Consider the following 15,717-nt stretch of genomic DNA (forward strand, 5'->3'; position numbering starts at 1 on the left):
GAGTGGCCGACACAGGGGCCATTCTGGTGCGATTGCCGCACCTGCATTGACCCCCCACACGCCCAAAGGTAGGTAGATGACAGCCAACGAAAACGAGGCGCGCTAGACGCTTCGGGGAAGGAGCCGGTCGTATGGATGAGCTCTTGCGGGAATACCTGCCGATCCTGATCTTTCTGGGGATAGCGATTGCCCTCGGTCTGGTCCTGATCCTTGCTGCTGCGGTGGCCGCGCCGCGGGACCCGGACCCCGAGAAGGTTTCGGCCTATGAATGCGGTTTCAACGCGTTCGATGATGCGCGGATGAAGTTCGACGTGCGGTTCTACCTCGTGTCGATCCTCTTCATCATCTTCGACCTTGAAATCGCGTTTCTGTTTCCGTGGGCGGTGGCCTTTGGGGGAATGACGGACCTCGCATTCTGGTCGATGATGATTTTCCTGACGGTTCTGACCGTGGGCTTTGCCTACGAGTGGAAGAAGGGGGCCCTTGAATGGGAATGAGCACCACCGTCAACGATGCCGGCGCAGACCGGGAGGTCGCGACGCAAGAGCTGAACCGGGAACTTCAGGACAAGGGGTTTCTTGTCACTTCGACCGAGGACATCATCAACTGGGCGCGCACTGGATCGCTGCACTGGATGACTTTCGGGCTAGCCTGCTGCGCGGTTGAGATGATGCACACGTCAATGCCGCGCTATGACCTGGAGCGGTTCGGTACGGCGCCACGCGCCTCGCCACGCCAGTCGGATCTGATGATCGTGGCAGGGACGCTGACCAACAAGATGGCCCCCGCGCTACGCAAGGTCTATGACCAGATGCCTGAGCCGCGCTACGTCATTTCCATGGGTTCCTGCGCCAATGGCGGGGGCTATTACCACTACAGCTATTCGGTGGTTCGGGGCTGCGACCGGATCGTGCCCGTCGATGTATATGTGCCGGGCTGCCCGCCGACGGCGGAGGCGCTGCTCTACGGCATCATGCAGCTTCAGCGGAAGATCCGTCGCACCGGGACGATCACGCGATAACCATCTGACGACGAGGGGACCGGCGATGTCCGAGGCGCTTGAAGAACTTGGCACGCATATCGAGGCAAAACGGCCCGATTGCGTCCTGTCCTGGACCGTGGCGCATGGCGAACTGACGATGGAGGTGACGCAGGCCTCGATTACAAGCTTCGTCGATTTCCTGAGAAGCGACCGGAATTGCCGTTTCTCGACGCTGATCGATATCACTGCCGTCGATCATCCCGAGCGCGAGGCGCGGTTCGACGTGGTCTATCACTTCCTGTCGATGTACCAGAACCAGCGGGTTCGCCTGAAGGTGGCGGTGCGGGAAGACGACATGCTGCCATCGATCATCGAGGTGCACCCGTCCGCGAATTGGTTCGAGCGCGAAGTGTTCGACATGTTCGGGATCCTGTTTACCGGCCATCCCGACCTGCGGCGGATCCTCACCGATTACGGGTTTCGCGGTCATCCCTTGCGCAAGGATTTCCCGACAACTGGATATACCGAGGTTCGGTACGACGAGGCGCAGAAGCGCGTGGTCTACGAGCCGGTAAGCCTTGTGCAGGAGTACCGGCAGTTCGATTTCATGAGCCCGTGGGAGGGTGCCGAATACGTGCTTCCAGGCGACGAAAAGACCGATGAGAAGGCAGGCTGAGGCATGGCGCTGGGCACAGTCATTTCGTTTCTTATCGGGGCGGCGCTGGTTTCCTATCCCTTCTCGCGCATTCTGCCCCGGGTGGGCCTGAACCCCTGGATATCGCTGATCGGGGCGACGTGGATCGGCGCGCTCGTCCTGCTTTGGATCGTCGCGTTCCGTGATTGGAGGGAGGCGTAATGGCGCCTGTGATCCTCTTCGGTATGGGGGCTGCGAAGGCCGGGTCGAGCTGGCTCTATCAATGGCTGCAGAGGCATCCGGAATGCCATTTTCGGGCCGTCAAAGAGCTGCACTATTTCGACACGTTCGATTTGGGAAGCCCATCGGCGAAGGTGAAGGCGCTGACGCAGCAGGCGGATCGGGCACGGGCAAACAGCGCGCAGCTGCACGTTCAGTCGGCGATCTCCGAACTTCGCGATCTGTTCCGGCAGCCCGAGAATGTCCTGAGCTACATCGACTACCTCGAAAAGGGAGCGGGCGACGCACGGGTGGTCGGCGACATCACGCCGGCCTACGCGCTTCTATCCCGGAACCGCCTGCGTCATATGGCGATGATCGAGGGCTCGATGTTCCTCTATCTCCTTCGTGATCCGGTTGACCGGCTGTGGAGCCATATCCGAATGATTGCGGGGCGGCAGAGCCCGAGAGGCATCGTTACGGCGGAGGCGGCGGAGGCGTTGCTGTCTTCGGCTCTTGCTGGGCATGAACCTGCGATCGTTGCGCGCGGGGATTATCACATGACGCTAACGAACCTTCTGGAAGCCGTGCCGGAACAGCAGCGGCTTGTGCTGTTCTATGAGGAACTGATCGAAGGCCCGGCAGCCCACAGGATCTGTGATTTCCTTGGCATCGAGCGACAAACTCCGCCGCAGGAGCGGACGATCATGCTTGGCGCAGACCTCAAGCGCACGGATGAACAGCACGCGCGGATGCGCGATTTCCTTCAACCGCAATACGATGCGGTCGAAGAGATCATGGGCCGCCTGCCGGCCACATGGACCGGATTGGAGAAAGTGTGATGGACGGCAATTTCGATGACGCCCTGACCGGCGAACAGAAGATCCGGAATTTCAATATCAACTTCGGGCCGCAGCACCCGGCGGCGCATGGCGTGCTCAGACTCGTGCTGGAGCTTGACGGCGAAATCGTCGAGCGGTGCGATCCACACATCGGGCTCCTCCATCGGGGTACCGAAAAGCTGATGGAAAGCCGGACCTACCTTCAGAACCTGCCCTATTTCGACCGGCTGGATTACGTGGCGCCGATGAACCAGGAGCATGCCTGGTGCCTCGCCATCGAAAAACTCACGGGTACCGAGGTGCCGCGCCGGGCGAGCCTGATCCGTGTTCTGTATTCCGAAATCGGGCGCGTCCTGAACCATCTTCTGAACGTCACGACGCAGGCGATGGACGTGGGCGCTCTGACGCCGCCGCTCTGGGGGTTCGAAGAGCGCGAGAAGCTCATGATCTTCTACGAGCGGGCGTGCGGCGCGCGGCTTCACGCCGCGTATTTCCGCCCCGGCGGCGTTCACCAGGATCTGCCACCCGACCTGATCGACGACATCGAAACCTGGGCCGCGGAGTTTCCCGCCGTCCTCGACGATATCGATGGGCTCTTGACCGAGAACCGGATCTTCAAGCAGCGGAACGCAGATATCGGTGTCATCACCGAAGAAGACATACAGAACTGGGGTTTTTCGGGCGTGATGGTTCGTGGTTCGGGCCTTGCCTGGGATCTTCGGCGTTCCCAGCCATACGAGTGCTATGACGAGTTCGACTTCAAGGTGCCTGTCGGCAAGAACGGCGACTGTTATGATCGCTATCTCGTGCGCATGGCCGAGATGCGCGAAAGCGTGAAGATCATCGAACAGGCAATCGCCAAGCTTCGGGAGCCGGAAGGGCAAGGCGATGTGTTGGCCCGCGGGAAGATCACGCCGCCGTCGCGGAAGGACATGAAGACCTCGATGGAGGCCCTGATCCATCACTTCAAGCTTTACACCGAAGGCTTCCACGTGCCGGAGGGTGAAGTTTATGCCGCAGTCGAGGCGCCGAAGGGCGAGTTCGGGGTCTACCTCGTGGCGGACGGCACGAACCGGCCTTATCGCGCGAAACTCCGGGCTCCGGGGTTCCTGCATCTGCAGGCGATGGATTATGTCGCGAAGGGGCACCAGCTTGCCGATGTGGCGGCGATCATCGGAACGATGGACGTGGTGTTCGGGGAGATTGATCGGTGACACGCACCGTCGACTGCGGACAACACGGGCCGCGCGGTCCTGCGTTCATCTGCGGCCACGCGCTCAAGGCCGCCTTTGAAAAGCGGCCCCAGTCGTTTTTTTGGACCGACGCGGAAGCAGACGAACCCTGCGGCTGGTGCGCCTATTGCCAGGCGCGCTATGAGGCCGCTGGAGGAGACTGGGTTGGTGAGGCAGAAGAGAAGCTCGATGCCAAACTCATCTGCGTAGATTGCTTTCGCGACATAATCGCTTTGAACGGATACACCTGATGCTGAGACGCCTTCATACCGAACAGCCGGAAAGCTTCGCCTTCACGCCCCAGAACCGGGCCTGGGCTGAAGCGCAGATTACCAAGTATCCGGAAGGCCGGCAGGCCAGCGCGATAATTCCACTTCTTTGGCGCGCACAGGAGCAGGAGGGTTGGCTTTCCCGCCCTGCGATCGAACACGTCGCGGCGATGCTCGACATGGCCTACATCCGGGCGCTCGAGGTCGCGACCTTCTATTTCATGTTCCAGCTTCAGCCGGTGGGATCGGTGGCGCATATCCAGGTCTGCGGGACGACAAGCTGTATGATCATGGGGGCCGAGGATCTGGTCGATGTCTGCAAGGCGAAGATTGCGAAGCGGGCCCATGCCCTGTCCGATGACGGTAAGTTCAGCTGGGAAGAGGTGGAATGCCTTGGCGCCTGCGCGAACGCGCCGATGGTGCAGATCGGAAAAGACTACTACGAGGATCTGACGGCGGATCGCCTTGGTGAGATCATCGATGCGATGGGCCGGGGTGACGTACCGGTGCCGGGGCCGCAGAACGGGCGCTTTGCGTCCGAGCCTGCGTCGGGCCTTACCTCGCTCGACGCGCATGGTGACCAACGGCTGCAGCAGAATGCCTCGGTGGCATTGGCGACGGGCATCGGCGACACGATCAAGCGGATCGACGGCACGGAAGTACCGCTCCGAGCACCGTGGCAGGGCGCGGAGGCAGCCCCCAGCCATGCCGAGGAGCGTGCGGCGAAGGAGATGGCGCGTTCCGATGCCCCGCCGCCCGATGAGATCAAGGAAGAGAAGATCGCACGGCCAGCAGAGGGAAGCGTGGCCCCTGAGGCTGGCGAGCAGCCCCAGATGCTGAGCGAGGCGCGCGAGTGCGGTGCTGACGATCTCAAGCGAATCAAGGGTGTCGGCCCAAAGCTTGAAGCACTTCTCAACCGCCTCGGTGTCTATCATTTCGATCAGATCGCCGACTGGACGGAAGCCGAGGTGGCATGGGTGGATTCCAACCTTGAAGGCTTCTCCGGCAGGGTCTCGCGTGATGATTGGGTCGGTCAGGCCCGAACACTCGCGGAAGAATAGAGACAACCCTGGAAGAACACGCTAAAAGCGACAAAAGCGCGCACGTACAGCGGAAGACGACAGGGAGACTTCTTAAGATGGCGAAGCAGACTCAGAACTCGATGATGCTTGTCGGGGTGCTGGCGGGTGGGATCGCCCTTGCCGCCTTTGTGATCATGCTGGTCATGGGCGCAGGGTTTAACGTGGCGTTTTTCATGGCGGCCCTGCTCGGGCTGGTCGTGGCGATCTTCCTGTTCCGTGCATTCCACTCGAATTTGGAGCCGGCGAAGGGCGCTGGCACCGCACCCTCTGCTCAGACTTCCGCACCAGCCCCCGCACCGGCCGCTGCCGCTCCTCAGCCGGCGCCGGAGCCTGCCCCCGAACCCGAAGCAGCCTCCGAACCGGAGCCCGCGCCTGAACCTGTCGCAGACGCCGCCCCGGCAGTAGCAAGCGGTGACGGGCCCGCACGGCTCGACGGGCCCCGCGACGGCGACGCGGATGACCTGAAGAAAATCAAAGGTGTGGGGCCGAAGCTTGAAGCTATGCTGAACCGCATGGGCTTCTACCATTACGATCAGGTCGCCTCCTGGAGTGAGGACGAGGTTGCTTGGGTCGACGAGAACCTCGAAGGCTTCAAAGGCCGGGTGAGCCGCGACGATTGGGTCGAACAGGCCAAGGTCCTCGCTTCTGGCGGAGAGACGGAGTTTTCCAAGAAGGTTGAGGGCGGCGACGTCTACTGACACTCGGCTTGAGCGCCACATCGGCCCGCCCAAGAGGCCTGGACGGCGTCAGGGAACCGCGCGGTGATCGCTCGCCGCGCCTGAATTGTGGACCGCGCCCGCTGCCCCGGGCGCAGAGCGGGAGTGGCTGATGCCACAGAACGATCAGAGAGATGAGCACACGGCGCGCCAGGCGCGTCTTGTCGCACTGGTGATCGCCGCTGTAATGGTTTTATGGATGGTCGCACAATGGCTTGGCGGCGCGATGGGCTGGCCCGCGCGGTATGTCTTCTTGTTCGACATGCTTGCACTCGCGGGATTTGTCTGGTGCCTGTTCGTGACCTGGCAAATCTGGCGCCGCCGCAGCGGCGAGTGAGAGAGAGCGGATGCTTAAGGACGAAGACCGGATATTCACAAACCTCTACGGGATGCATGATCGGACGCTTGCGGGCGCACGGTCGCGAGGCCATTGGGATGGCACTGCCGCGATCATCGCAGAAGGCCGCGACGCGATTGTCGACAAGATGAAGCAGTCGGGCCTTCGCGGCAGGGGCGGTGCGGGGTTTCCCACCGGTCTCAAGTGGTCCTTCATGCCGAAAGAAAGTGATGGGCGGCCGTCCTACCTCGTGGTCAATGCCGACGAGTCGGAACCCGGCACCTGCAAGGACCGCGAGATCATGCGGCACGATCCGCATACTTTAATCGAAGGCTGCCTGATCGCGAGCTTCGCGATGGGGGCGCATGCCTGCTACATCTACATTCGCGGGGAATATATCCGCGAGAAGGAAGCGCTGCAGAACGCGATCGACGAATGCTATGATGCGGGGCTGCTGGGGAAGAACGCGGCCGGATCGGGGTGGGATTTCGACCTTTACCTGCACCACGGCGCCGGGGCCTATATCTGTGGCGAGGAAACCGCGCTTCTCGAGAGCCTCGAAGGCAAGAAGGGCATGCCGCGGATGAAGCCGCCGTTCCCGGCGGGCGCGGGGCTCTATGGCTGCCCGACCACGGTGAACAACGTCGAATCCATCGCCGTCGTGCCAACGATCCTGCGGCGGGGGCCGGAGTGGTTTTCGTCCTTCGGGCGGCCCAACAATCACGGGACGAAGGTCTTCGCGATCTCGGGCCACGTGAACAACCCTTGCGTGGTTGAAGAGGCGATGTCGATCAGCTTCGAGGAACTGATCGAGCGGCATTGCGGTGGCATCCGGGGCGGCTGGGAGAACCTGAAGGCGGTGATCCCCGGCGGCTCCTCGGTACCGTGTATCCGCGGCGAGAACATGCGCGAGGCGATCATGGATTTCGACTATCTGCGCGAGCAGCGGTCGGGTCTGGGAACAGCCGCCGTCATCGTGATGGATCAGTCGACCGATATCATCAAGGCGATCTGGCGGCTTTCGAAATTCTACAAGCACGAAAGCTGCGGCCAGTGCACGCCCTGCCGGGAAGGCACCGGCTGGATGATGCGGGTGATGGATCGGCTGGTGAAGGGTGAGGCCGAGGTCGAGGAGATCGACATGCTGCTCGACGTCACCAAGCAGGTCGAGGGGCACACGATCTGTGCGCTTGGCGATGCGGCGGCCTGGCCCATTCAGGGCCTCATCCGGAACTTCCGCGACGAGATCGAGGACCGGATCAAGGCACAGAAAACGGGGCGTGTAAGCGCGGTCGCGGCGGAGTGATCCGATGATGGGCGCGCTTTGCGGCCACGCGATCGCCTCGATCGCGCTTTGGGCGTTGCTTGTTCTCTGCCTGTCCGGGCTTTCGACCTTGGGCAAGGCGCGGGTGCGGTGCGATTGCGGTCGGCCCAAGCGCGACTATTCGGATCCGGTGTATCGCCGCGAGCGTGCATTTCAGAATGCGCTTGAGACGTCTGCGCCCTTCCTGGCCGCTACCCTTACCGCAATCGCCTCAGGCGCAGCGCCTGTCTGGGTGAACTTGCTGGCATCGGTGTTCCTTGTATCGCGGATCTTCATGGCGGCAGTGCACATCAAGACCGAGATTCAGCCGCTCAGATCCGCGCTATACGGGATCGGCTGGCTCTGCATCATCGGATTGGCGCTTCTGGCACTTGTGGCGGTGTTCTTTGGATGAGTGAGAACAGATATCACCTCGCCCAGCTCAACATCGGTCGCCTTGTCGCCGACACTGATGACCCCCGTGTGGCCGAATTTACGGGGGCGCTTGACCGGGTGAACGGGCTGGGCAAGCGCATGCCGGGGTTCGTCTGGATGATGGAGGGCTCGGGCGAGCCGGGAACGGGGAACACCGACACCAAGATTGACGGCGATCCACGGTTCGTCGCGAACCTGACGGTCTGGGAGAGCGTGAAGACACTGGAAGCCTTCGTGTTCAATACCGTACACCGGCAGTTCTACGAGCGACGGGAAGAGTGGTTCGAGGTGCTTGGCGCAATGCACTTCGTCATGTGGTGGGTGCCGGAGGGACATCGTCCAGCGCTGGACGAGGGGCTCACGCGGCTTGAGCACCTGAAAGTGCATGGCGACAGCGACCATGCCTTCGGATGGGCCCATATGAAGGACGCACGGCTTTGGCGGGAGCGGGGCTGCGGTGTGGCCGCGGAATAGGTCCTGCCTGGCGGCCCGTCCGGCCTGACGGCTGGCAGGGGGAAGTCTCTGCGGATTTCCCCTTTGTCCGGGAGGTGCGGCCAGACACGATACCCCGAACTATTGCGGAGGCGGAGAATGGATTTCTTCAACGATCTCGGTGACGCCGGTGCGGACGCCCCGCGCTTCCTACGTCGCCCGCTTGCAATCCTCGGCATCCTGATCGGCGCGGCAGTTGGGGCTTATCTCGGCTACGGGGCCAGCGGGATATTGGGTGCCCTGGGCGGCTTTTTCACCGGTGCCTTCGTCGGGTGGGGATTGTCGATGCTTTTGGCCGGGGTGGTGTTCTTCGTCGTGATCTTCGCACTTGTATTGGTCGTCAGCCTTGGCTGGACCTGGCTTACGGGTGGCGGCTGAGGCAGGCAGCGGCTAAGGAGGTGGCGAGGAGGACGGGCAATGAAATGCAGTCGAGTGTTCCCCGCCATCGGGTTCGCCCTTTTGGCAGGTCTGGCCGCGGCGCAGGACGCAGCGCCTGAAAAAGATGTCGAATTGCGTCCCGCACCGGATTATTTCGTTGAAGCCGTGGTGGCCTCGACCACTGCGCAGCAGATCGCTCGGGCCTGCGAGGCGCTGAGCCTCGATCCACCCAGGGTACAGGCGATGACGGGGGCGGTCCTTCAGCGATTGCTTGATGATGGGTTCGACCTTGAGCGCCCGGACGGTGGCATGAAGGAATCGCAGGATAAATTCGCCGCCGAGCAGGTGAAATTCATGGCGAAACACGGGCTTGAAGGCGCGATTTCAAGCGAGATGATCTGCGCCGCCGGTACTGCGGAAATCGAGGAAGGTACCGCCATCGGGGCGCTTCTGATCGCGGTGCCGGGGTGAGCCACCCAAGTCGTGCCTTTTGAGCTGCCGGCCTGAGGTTACGGAACGCGACCTTCGGTGACTGCGGTAGCAAGCCCTGAATGACTTCGCCGCGCCACCTTACCTCTGCGTCACAGCACCCCGACAGCGCCATTGGATCCTGTTCAGATCAAGAACGCGCCGCATGCGCATGATCGTTTCTCTTTGGCAGCTTTGCTCGGTCGGGGTGGCGGCGAATTGTTTCAATTTGTTGAAAATTCTGTCCACAGGCCGATTTTGCCCCGGAAAGCGGCCTTGTTGGCCCCACAAGCCGTGGCGATCTACATCATATGTGTTGCCCGAGCTTTTCATACACCAAATCTAGATTGGACACAGGCCAAGGTTGAACACTTGATCATGAACAACCACCTGCGGAAATCTCGATTTTTCAAACGCTTAGGAAATCACGTGCGAGTGACCCCGCGTAAGTTCAATTTCGCGATTCCCAGAAACCCTGCTAAGTTACTTCATCGATTAAGCACTCGGGGGGCTTGACGTATGTGCTTTGGAACGATCGACCCGCGGTTCGCGGCGCGCGAGGCGGAAAACCGCCTTCGTGGTTTTTCCCGCATTACTTCATCTGAAACCGTTGTCCGGGAGCCGGTCGGCTGGTCTGCCGCTGTGCTTGCCGTTCTCGGATACCTTATTGGGCGGGCGGACCGCAAACCATGTTAGGAGAGTACGCAGTGTCGCTAGGTGATCGGTTCGAAGTTCTCATGTATCGCTTTTCTGCGATGGAGATTTCGGCACCGATCCTGCTGTTCTTCGGCTTCTCCCTGCTCGTTGCCTTCTACTGGCTGATCTGGGGCAAGTAAGCGACACTTTTAACCAAGCAAAAGGGGCCGTCAGAGCGCGGCCCTTTTTCACGCCCGATGACGCTGGAATCCTGCGACTGCAGAGGTTAGGACTCTCCAGAACGCATCGGGGCGGCGAACGACACCCGGGCGTGTGGCCAGCCAGTGAGGGTGTCGATGTCGGACCTGCGCACAATCATTATCGATGACATCGAAGTGGAGGTCGATCCGGCGCTGACGCTGATCCAGGCCTGCGAACAGGCGGGGATCGAGATTCCCCGGTTCTGCTACCATGAACGTTTGTCGATTGCCGGCAACTGCCGCATGTGTCTTGTCGAGGTCGTTGGCGGACCACCGAAGCCCGCGGCAAGCTGTGCGATGCAGGTGCGTGACCTCAGGCCCGGGCCGGACGGTGCACCGCCCGTCGTGAAGACGAATTCGCCGATGGTGAAAAAGGCGCGGGAAGGGGTGATGGAGTTTCTTCTCATCAACCACCCGCTCGATTGCCCGATCTGCGATCAGGGCGGGGAGTGCGATCTGCAGGATCAGGCCATGGCTTACGGTGTCGATTTTTCCCGGTTCAGGGAGCCGAAACGGGCGGTCGACAACATGGACCTCGGCCCGCTTGTCGGAACCGCGATGACGCGGTGCATCAGCTGCACGCGCTGCGTGCGGTTCATCACCGAGGTTGCGGGTATGCCCGAGCTTGGCCAGACCGGCCGGGGCGAAGATGCTGAAATCACGAGCTATCTCGGCCAGACGCTCGATTCCGAAATGCAGGGGAACATTGTGGATCTGTGCCCGGTGGGGGCGCTGACTTCGAAACCCTATGCGTTTACCGCGCGGCCCTGGGAACTGACGAAGACCGAGACGATCGATGTGATGGATGCGCTTGGATCGAATATTCGGGTCGATACGAAAGGGCGCGAAGTGATGCGCATCCTGCCCCGCAACCACGACGGGGTGAACGAAGAATGGCTGTCGGACCGGTCGCGCTATGTCTGGGACGGCCTGCGTCGCCAGCGGCTCGACAAACCCTATGTCCGGAAGGACGGCAAGCTGACACCGGTGAGCTGGCCAGAGGCGCTGGCGGCTGCGGCCGATGCGATGAAGGGCAAGACCGTGGCCGGCCTCGTGGGGGATTTGGCGCCGGTTGAGGCGGCCTTCGCCCTCAAGCAACTCGTCGAAGGGCAGGGCGGACGTGTCGAGTGCCGCGTAGATGGCGTGAAGCTGCCTGCAGGTAACCGGTCGGCCTATGTCGGGACGGCGACGATAGAGGAGATCGAGAGTGCCGGCATGATCCTCCTCGTCGGGTCGAACCCGCGCCAGGAGGCACCTGTGTTGAACGCGCGGATTCGCAAGGCGTGGCTCCGGGGCGCGAAAGTGGCCCGGATCGGCGAGCCCGCGGACCTGACCTATGACGTGATCGAGCTTGGAACTGGTCGAGCGGCCCTGAAGAACCTGGCTGAGATGGATCATGCGGACAAGCGCGGGATTCCTGGCGTCATGATCGTCGGGCAGGGAGCTTTGCGCGGCGAAGACGGCGCGGCGGTTCTGGCGGCGGCGATGGCGACTGCCGCGGATGCCGAGTCGAAGTTCCTTGTGCTGCATACTGCTGCGTCGCGTGTCGGTGCGATGGACGCAGGGTGCACGACAGACGGTGGCATCGAAGCTGCGCTTGATGGCGCGGACGTGATCTATGCGCTGGGTGTCGACGAGATCGACCTGCCGGATGGCCGGACCGTGATCTATCAGGGCAGCCACGGCGACCGGGGCGCACATCGGGCCGATATCATCCTGCCAGGGGCGGCCTACACGGAAGAGCAGGGGCTTTTCGTCAATACCGAAGGGCGGCCGCAACTGGCACTGCGTGCGGGCTTTCCGCCGGGTGAGGCGAAAGAGAACTGGGCGATCCTCCGGGCGCTTTCGTCTGAACTTGGCGCAACCCAGCCCTGGAACAGCCTGGCCGAGTTGCGGCAGGTTCTGGTGGCGGATGTTCCGCATCTGAAGCAGATCGACCAGGTGCCTGAAAATGAATGGCAAGTGCCCGAGCAGGGCGAGGTGGGTGAGGGCGATTTCGGCCCAGCTATCGAGAAGCATTACCTGACGAACCCGATCCTGCGGGCGTCAGAGGTGATGGGTGAACTCACCGCGCTCGCGGCTTCGCGCAAGCCCGCAAAGCTGGCCGCGGAGTGAGGCCCGGCATGGGGCACTCTGGCATGATTGCCGCCTTGTCGGCGGTGCTTGCATCCGGATGTGCCACGGCCGCGCCGGATCCGGTGAGCGTAACCCTCGAAGAAACACGGTTTCTGGCGGAAAACATCGTTCAGGTCGTCGTTGCTGTCGAGGGCGTGCCCGATCCGGCGGTGATCCGTACGGCTACAGACTGTGCCGCCGCAGAGGCCGCGATGCTTCAAAGGCTCGATTTCGCGCGACATGTGCGCACCGCCATGCGCGAAGAGGGTGGCATCCGGCGCGCGGATGCGGTTTACAGCGTGACAAAAGACGTGCCGCGCGGGGATTTCATCCTCGACGTAGCCGTGCAGGCCGAGGCCTGCAGGGAACTGGAAGAAGCTGGGGTGATCGCGAATTATGGCTGATTTTCTGGCAACACCGCTTGGCATCGCGGTGATCATCGCAGCGCAGTGCCTTCTGGTTCTGGGTTTCGTCATGGTCAGCCTCCTCTTCCTCGTCTACGGTGACCGGAAGATCTGGGCAGCTGTCCAGATGCGGCGGGGGCCAAACGTCGTGGGCGCCTTCGGGCTGCTCCAGACGGTGGCGGATGCGCTGAAATACGTCGTCAAGGAAATCGTCATCCCGGCGGGGGCCGACCGGACCGTGTTCATGATGGCGCCGATGACGTCCTTCGTGCTTGCCATGATCGCCTGGGCAGTCATCCCGTTCAACGAAACCTGGGTTCTGGCCGACCTGAACGTGGCGATCCTTTATGTCTTCGCGATCTCGTCGCTCGAGGTTTACGGGGTCATCATGGGGGGCTGGGCGTCGAACTCGAAATACCCGTTCCTCGGAAGCCTGCGGTCAGCGGCGCAGATGATTTCCTATGAGGTCTCGCTCGGTCTGATCATCATCGGGATCATCATTTCGACTGGCTCGCTCAACTTCGGCAACATCGTCGCGGCGCAGGATACAAGCTGGCATTTCTTCGGCTGGTACTGGCTGCCGCATCTGCCGATGGTCGTTCTGTTCTTCGTCTCGGCGCTGGCGGAAACGAACCGCCCACCCTTCGACTTGCCGGAGGCGGAATCGGAACTGGTGGCAGGGTATCAGGTGGAATATTCCTCGACGCCCTTCCTTCTTTTCATGGCGGGCGAGTACATCGCGATTTTCCTTATGTGCGCGCTGATGTCCTTGCTGTTCTTCGGCGGCTGGCTGTCGCCCATTCCGGGGCTGCCCGACGGCGCGCTCTGGATGGTCGCCAAGATGGCGTTCTTCTTCTTCATTTTCGCGATGGTGAAAGCGATCACCCCGCGCTACCGCTATGACCAGCTGATGCGGATCGGGTGGAAGGTGTTCCTGCCGCTCTCGCTCGCCTGGGTGGTGATCGTTTCGTTCCTCGCGCATTTCGGGATCTTCGGCACGCTTTATGCGCGCTGGGATCTGATCGGAGGCTGACATGACCCAGATCGACTGGAACAGGGCCGGCAAATACTTCCTTCTCGCGGATTTCGTGAAAGGGTTTGGGCTGGGCCTGAAGTATTTCTTCGCGCCCAAGGCCACCGTGAACTACCCCCATGAGAAGGGGCCACTTTCCCCGCGGTTTCGGGGGGAGCATGCGTTGCGTCGTTATCCCAACGGCGAAGAGCGGTGCATTGCCTGCAAGCTGTGCGAGGCGATCTGCCCGGCCCAGGCGATCACCATCGATGCCGAGCCGCGCGCCGACGGGTCGCGGCGGACGACACGCTATGACATCGACATGACGAAGTGCATCTATTGCGGGTTCTGCCAGGAGGCCTGCCCTGTCGATGCGATCGTCGAAGGCCCGAATTTCGAGTTCGCGACGGAGACGCGGGAGGAGCTGTTCTACACCAAGGAGAAGCTTCTGGAGAACGGCGAGCGCTGGGAAGCCGAGATTGCGCGAAACCTCGAACTGGATGCGCCCTACAGATGAACGAGGCGCAGAAGAATTCCTTTGCCGAAATGATGGCGCTGGGCCAGGAAATGGCGAAAGCCATGAATCCGGCGCTTGAGCATTTCACGCCCAAGGGGTTCGAGGCGATGTTCCCGACCATGCCGAAGGACCTGATGGAGAGTTTCTTCGGCAAGACCTACAACCCCGAAGGCCTCGACGCGAAGACGAAAATGCTGCTGACGCTGGCAGGGCTCACGATCCTCGGCGCTCAGGCCGAGGCGCAGATCAGGATCACCGTGCGCCATGCGATCGAGGCCGGCGCCACGAAACAGGAAATCGCCGAAACGATCGCGCTCGTGGGCGTGTTCGGCGGCGTGCCCGCGATGACGAAAGCGATGGAGCTTGCGCGCGAGGCGATGGACGAGACGGAAGGGGACGCGGCATGATGACCGTACCGGCCTTTGCATTCTACCTCTTTGCCCTGTCGACGATCATCGGCGGGTTCTTCACGGTGGTCAGCCGGAACCCGGTGCACTCGGTCCTGTGGCTGATCCTTGCGTTCCTGTCCTCCGCCGGGCTTTTCGTGCTTCTGGGCGCAGAGTTCGTGGCGATGCTTCTGATCATCGTCTACGTGGGTGCCGTGGCGGTTCTTTTCCTTTTCGTTGTGATGATGCTCGACGTGGATTTCGCCGAACTGAAGGCGGAGATGGCGAAATACATGCCGCTCGCCCTGCTGATCGGTGTGATCCTGCTTATGCAGTTCGGGATCGCCTTCGGTGTCTGGGAATTCTCGGACGAGGCCCAGGCGCTCCGCTTCGCGGAGACGCCGGGGGACGTGCACAACACCAAGGCGCTGGGGCAGTTTTTGTATGACCGCTATTTCCTGCTGTTCCAGCTGGCCGGGTTGATCCTTCTGGTCGCGATGATCGGGGCGATCGTGCTGACGCTGCGGCACCGGGCCGACATCAAGCGGCAGGATGTGCTCGCGCAGATGTATCGCGATCCGGCCAAGGCGCTGGAACTGAAAGACGTGAAGCCGGGGCAGGGGCTTTAGGCCGCCGGGACATTGGAACGGGCCGCGAGAGCCCGCAAGGACGAGAGAAAGAGGGACCCCATGGTGGGACTTGAACATTACCTGACGGTGGCGGCGACGCTGTTCGTGATCGGGGTTTTCGGGCTCTTCCTGAACCGGAAGAACATCATCATCCTTCTGATGTCGATCGAGCTGATCCTTCTGTCGGTGAACATCAACTTCGTCGCCTTTTCGGCCTTCCTGCAGGATCTGGCCGGGCAGGTCTTTACCCTCTTCGTACTGACGGTGGCGGCGGCGGAGGCGGCCATCGGGCTTGCCATCCTCGTCTGTTTCTTCCGCAACCGCGGGACCATCGACGTCGAAGACGTCAATGTGATGAAAGGCTGATCC

The 15,717-nt window shown here is 61.7% G+C and carries 23 protein-coding genes; all 23 read left to right on the top strand.

The window, feature by feature from the left end; all coding sequences use genetic code 11:
- Positions 1-131: 131 nt before the first annotated feature.
- Complete coding sequence (locus RXV90_RS21030) at positions 132-497, top strand: NADH-quinone oxidoreductase subunit A (RefSeq protein ID WP_316651468.1); 366 nt, start codon at positions 132-134, stop codon at positions 495-497.
- Positions 488-1,021: a NuoB/complex I 20 kDa subunit family protein gene (locus tag RXV90_RS21035; RefSeq protein WP_316651470.1), complete on the top strand. Its 534-nt coding sequence runs from the start codon at positions 488-490 to the stop codon at positions 1,019-1,021. Before RXV90_RS21030 ends, RXV90_RS21035 begins: the two co-directional genes overlap by 10 nt.
- Positions 1,022-1,046: 25 nt before the next feature.
- Positions 1,047-1,658 (top strand): NADH-quinone oxidoreductase subunit C, encoded by a 612-nt coding sequence (locus RXV90_RS21040; RefSeq protein ID WP_316651472.1) that lies wholly within the window; start codon positions 1,047-1,049, stop codon positions 1,656-1,658.
- A gap of 3 nt (positions 1,659-1,661) precedes the next feature.
- The gene (locus tag RXV90_RS21045; RefSeq protein ID WP_316651475.1) at positions 1,662-1,838 is read left to right on the top strand and encodes a hypothetical protein; all 177 of its coding nucleotides are present in this window, start codon (positions 1,662-1,664) and stop codon (positions 1,836-1,838) included.
- Positions 1,838-2,677 (top strand): sulfotransferase, encoded by an 840-nt coding sequence (locus RXV90_RS21050; RefSeq protein WP_316651477.1) that lies wholly within the window; start codon positions 1,838-1,840, stop codon positions 2,675-2,677. The genes RXV90_RS21045 and RXV90_RS21050 overlap by 1 nt, the downstream gene beginning before the upstream one ends.
- Entirely contained in the window at positions 2,677-3,891 is a 1,215-nt protein-coding gene (locus tag RXV90_RS21055; RefSeq protein ID WP_316651479.1) for an NADH-quinone oxidoreductase subunit D, read from the top strand. The genes RXV90_RS21050 and RXV90_RS21055 overlap by 1 nt, the downstream gene beginning before the upstream one ends.
- Positions 3,888-4,160 (top strand): hypothetical protein, encoded by a 273-nt coding sequence (locus tag RXV90_RS21060; protein WP_316651481.1) that lies wholly within the window; start codon positions 3,888-3,890, stop codon positions 4,158-4,160. The genes RXV90_RS21055 and RXV90_RS21060 overlap by 4 nt, the downstream gene beginning before the upstream one ends.
- On the top strand, positions 4,160-5,239 hold the full coding sequence (nuoE, locus tag RXV90_RS21065) for an NADH-quinone oxidoreductase subunit NuoE (protein WP_316651483.1): 1,080 nt from the start codon (positions 4,160-4,162) through the stop codon (positions 5,237-5,239). The genes RXV90_RS21060 and nuoE overlap by 1 nt, the downstream gene beginning before the upstream one ends.
- Before the next feature lie 77 nt (positions 5,240-5,316).
- The gene (locus tag RXV90_RS21070) at positions 5,317-5,958 is read left to right on the top strand and encodes an NADH:ubiquinone oxidoreductase (RefSeq protein ID WP_316651485.1); all 642 of its coding nucleotides are present in this window, start codon (positions 5,317-5,319) and stop codon (positions 5,956-5,958) included.
- 130 nt (positions 5,959-6,088) lie between these two features.
- Complete coding sequence (locus RXV90_RS21075) at positions 6,089-6,313, top strand: DUF5337 domain-containing protein (RefSeq protein WP_316651487.1); 225 nt, start codon at positions 6,089-6,091, stop codon at positions 6,311-6,313.
- 10 nt (positions 6,314-6,323) lie between these two features.
- On the top strand, positions 6,324-7,619 hold the full coding sequence (gene nuoF, locus RXV90_RS21080; protein ID WP_316651489.1) for an NADH-quinone oxidoreductase subunit NuoF: 1,296 nt from the start codon (positions 6,324-6,326) through the stop codon (positions 7,617-7,619).
- Positions 7,620-7,623: 4 nt separating this feature from the next.
- Positions 7,624-8,031, top strand: a complete 408-nt coding sequence (locus RXV90_RS21085) for an MAPEG family protein (RefSeq protein WP_316651492.1) — start codon at positions 7,624-7,626, stop codon at positions 8,029-8,031.
- Positions 8,028-8,525, top strand: coding sequence for a DUF3291 domain-containing protein (locus RXV90_RS21090; protein WP_316651494.1), 498 nt, complete (start codon positions 8,028-8,030; stop codon positions 8,523-8,525). The genes RXV90_RS21085 and RXV90_RS21090 overlap by 4 nt, the downstream gene beginning before the upstream one ends.
- 117 nt (positions 8,526-8,642) lie before the next feature.
- Positions 8,643-8,921: a hypothetical protein gene (locus tag RXV90_RS21095; protein ID WP_316651496.1), complete on the top strand. Its 279-nt coding sequence runs from the start codon at positions 8,643-8,645 to the stop codon at positions 8,919-8,921.
- Positions 8,922-8,960: 39 nt separating this feature from the next.
- A complete protein-coding gene (locus RXV90_RS21100; protein ID WP_316651499.1) occupies positions 8,961-9,392 on the top strand; it encodes a DUF5333 family protein in 432 nt (143 codons plus the stop codon).
- Between the two features lie 704 nt (positions 9,393-10,096).
- Complete coding sequence (locus tag RXV90_RS21105; protein WP_316651501.1) at positions 10,097-10,225, top strand: hypothetical protein; 129 nt, start codon at positions 10,097-10,099, stop codon at positions 10,223-10,225.
- A gap of 156 nt (positions 10,226-10,381) precedes the next feature.
- A complete protein-coding gene (gene nuoG / locus RXV90_RS21110; protein ID WP_316651503.1) occupies positions 10,382-12,400 on the top strand; it encodes an NADH-quinone oxidoreductase subunit NuoG in 2,019 nt (672 codons plus the stop codon).
- Positions 12,401-12,408: 8 nt separating this feature from the next.
- Positions 12,409-12,804 (top strand): hypothetical protein, encoded by a 396-nt coding sequence (locus RXV90_RS21115; RefSeq protein WP_316651505.1) that lies wholly within the window; start codon positions 12,409-12,411, stop codon positions 12,802-12,804.
- Positions 12,797-13,837, top strand: coding sequence for an NADH-quinone oxidoreductase subunit NuoH (gene nuoH / locus RXV90_RS21120; RefSeq protein ID WP_316651506.1), 1,041 nt, complete (start codon positions 12,797-12,799; stop codon positions 13,835-13,837). Before RXV90_RS21115 ends, nuoH begins: the two co-directional genes overlap by 8 nt.
- 1 nt (position 13,838) lies before the next feature.
- Positions 13,839-14,333 carry an NADH-quinone oxidoreductase subunit NuoI gene (gene nuoI, locus RXV90_RS21125; RefSeq protein WP_316651509.1) on the top strand — a complete coding sequence of 165 codons (495 nt, stop codon included), beginning with the start codon at positions 13,839-13,841 and terminating at the stop codon, positions 14,331-14,333.
- Entirely contained in the window at positions 14,330-14,740 is a 411-nt protein-coding gene (locus RXV90_RS21130) for a carboxymuconolactone decarboxylase family protein (protein WP_316651511.1), read from the top strand. Before nuoI ends, RXV90_RS21130 begins: the two co-directional genes overlap by 4 nt.
- Positions 14,740-15,348, top strand: a complete 609-nt coding sequence (locus RXV90_RS21135) for an NADH-quinone oxidoreductase subunit J (protein ID WP_316651581.1) — start codon at positions 14,740-14,742, stop codon at positions 15,346-15,348. The genes RXV90_RS21130 and RXV90_RS21135 overlap by 1 nt, the downstream gene beginning before the upstream one ends.
- A gap of 60 nt (positions 15,349-15,408) precedes the next feature.
- Positions 15,409-15,714: an NADH-quinone oxidoreductase subunit NuoK gene (nuoK, locus tag RXV90_RS21140; RefSeq protein WP_316651512.1), complete on the top strand. Its 306-nt coding sequence runs from the start codon at positions 15,409-15,411 to the stop codon at positions 15,712-15,714.
- Positions 15,715-15,717 lie beyond the last annotated feature (3 nt).

This window comes from Ovoidimarina sediminis (genome assembly GCF_032586175.1).
GTDB classification, from domain to species: Bacteria; Pseudomonadota; Alphaproteobacteria; order Rhodobacterales; family Rhodobacteraceae; genus Ovoidimarina; species Ovoidimarina sediminis.

Bases quoted from the DNA above. Each gene is read 5' to 3' on its own strand.
- nuoG (WP_316651503.1), top strand. From the start codon at position 10,382: ATGTCGGACCTGCGCACAATCATTATCGATGACATCGAAGTGGAGGTC.
- nuoH (WP_316651506.1), top strand. From the start codon at position 12,797: ATGGCTGATTTTCTGGCAACACCGCTTGGCATCGCGGTGATCATCGCA.
- RXV90_RS21050 (WP_316651477.1), top strand. From the start codon at position 1,838: ATGGCGCCTGTGATCCTCTTCGGTATGGGGGCTGCGAAGGCCGGGTCG.
- RXV90_RS21115 (WP_316651505.1), top strand. From the start codon at position 12,409: ATGGGGCACTCTGGCATGATTGCCGCCTTGTCGGCGGTGCTTGCATCC.
- RXV90_RS21100 (WP_316651499.1), top strand. From the start codon at position 8,961: ATGAAATGCAGTCGAGTGTTCCCCGCCATCGGGTTCGCCCTTTTGGCA.
- RXV90_RS21045 (WP_316651475.1), top strand. From the start codon at position 1,662: ATGGCGCTGGGCACAGTCATTTCGTTTCTTATCGGGGCGGCGCTGGTT.
- RXV90_RS21090 (WP_316651494.1), top strand. From the start codon at position 8,028: ATGAGTGAGAACAGATATCACCTCGCCCAGCTCAACATCGGTCGCCTT.
- RXV90_RS21070 (WP_316651485.1), top strand. From the start codon at position 5,317: ATGGCGAAGCAGACTCAGAACTCGATGATGCTTGTCGGGGTGCTGGCG.
- RXV90_RS21055 (WP_316651479.1), top strand. From the start codon at position 2,677: ATGGACGGCAATTTCGATGACGCCCTGACCGGCGAACAGAAGATCCGG.
- RXV90_RS21085 (WP_316651492.1), top strand. From the start codon at position 7,624: ATGATGGGCGCGCTTTGCGGCCACGCGATCGCCTCGATCGCGCTTTGG.
- nuoI (WP_316651509.1), top strand. From the start codon at position 13,839: ATGACCCAGATCGACTGGAACAGGGCCGGCAAATACTTCCTTCTCGCG.
- nuoK (WP_316651512.1), top strand. From the start codon at position 15,409: ATGGTGGGACTTGAACATTACCTGACGGTGGCGGCGACGCTGTTCGTG.
- nuoF (WP_316651489.1), top strand. From the start codon at position 6,324: ATGCTTAAGGACGAAGACCGGATATTCACAAACCTCTACGGGATGCAT.
- RXV90_RS21130 (WP_316651511.1), top strand. From the start codon at position 14,330: ATGAACGAGGCGCAGAAGAATTCCTTTGCCGAAATGATGGCGCTGGGC.
- RXV90_RS21095 (WP_316651496.1), top strand. From the start codon at position 8,643: ATGGATTTCTTCAACGATCTCGGTGACGCCGGTGCGGACGCCCCGCGC.
- nuoE (WP_316651483.1), top strand. From the start codon at position 4,160: ATGCTGAGACGCCTTCATACCGAACAGCCGGAAAGCTTCGCCTTCACG.
- RXV90_RS21075 (WP_316651487.1), top strand. From the start codon at position 6,089: ATGCCACAGAACGATCAGAGAGATGAGCACACGGCGCGCCAGGCGCGT.
- RXV90_RS21135 (WP_316651581.1), top strand. From the start codon at position 14,740: ATGACCGTACCGGCCTTTGCATTCTACCTCTTTGCCCTGTCGACGATC.
- RXV90_RS21040 (WP_316651472.1), top strand. From the start codon at position 1,047: ATGTCCGAGGCGCTTGAAGAACTTGGCACGCATATCGAGGCAAAACGG.
- RXV90_RS21030 (WP_316651468.1), top strand. From the start codon at position 132: ATGGATGAGCTCTTGCGGGAATACCTGCCGATCCTGATCTTTCTGGGG.
- RXV90_RS21035 (WP_316651470.1), top strand. From the start codon at position 488: ATGGGAATGAGCACCACCGTCAACGATGCCGGCGCAGACCGGGAGGTC.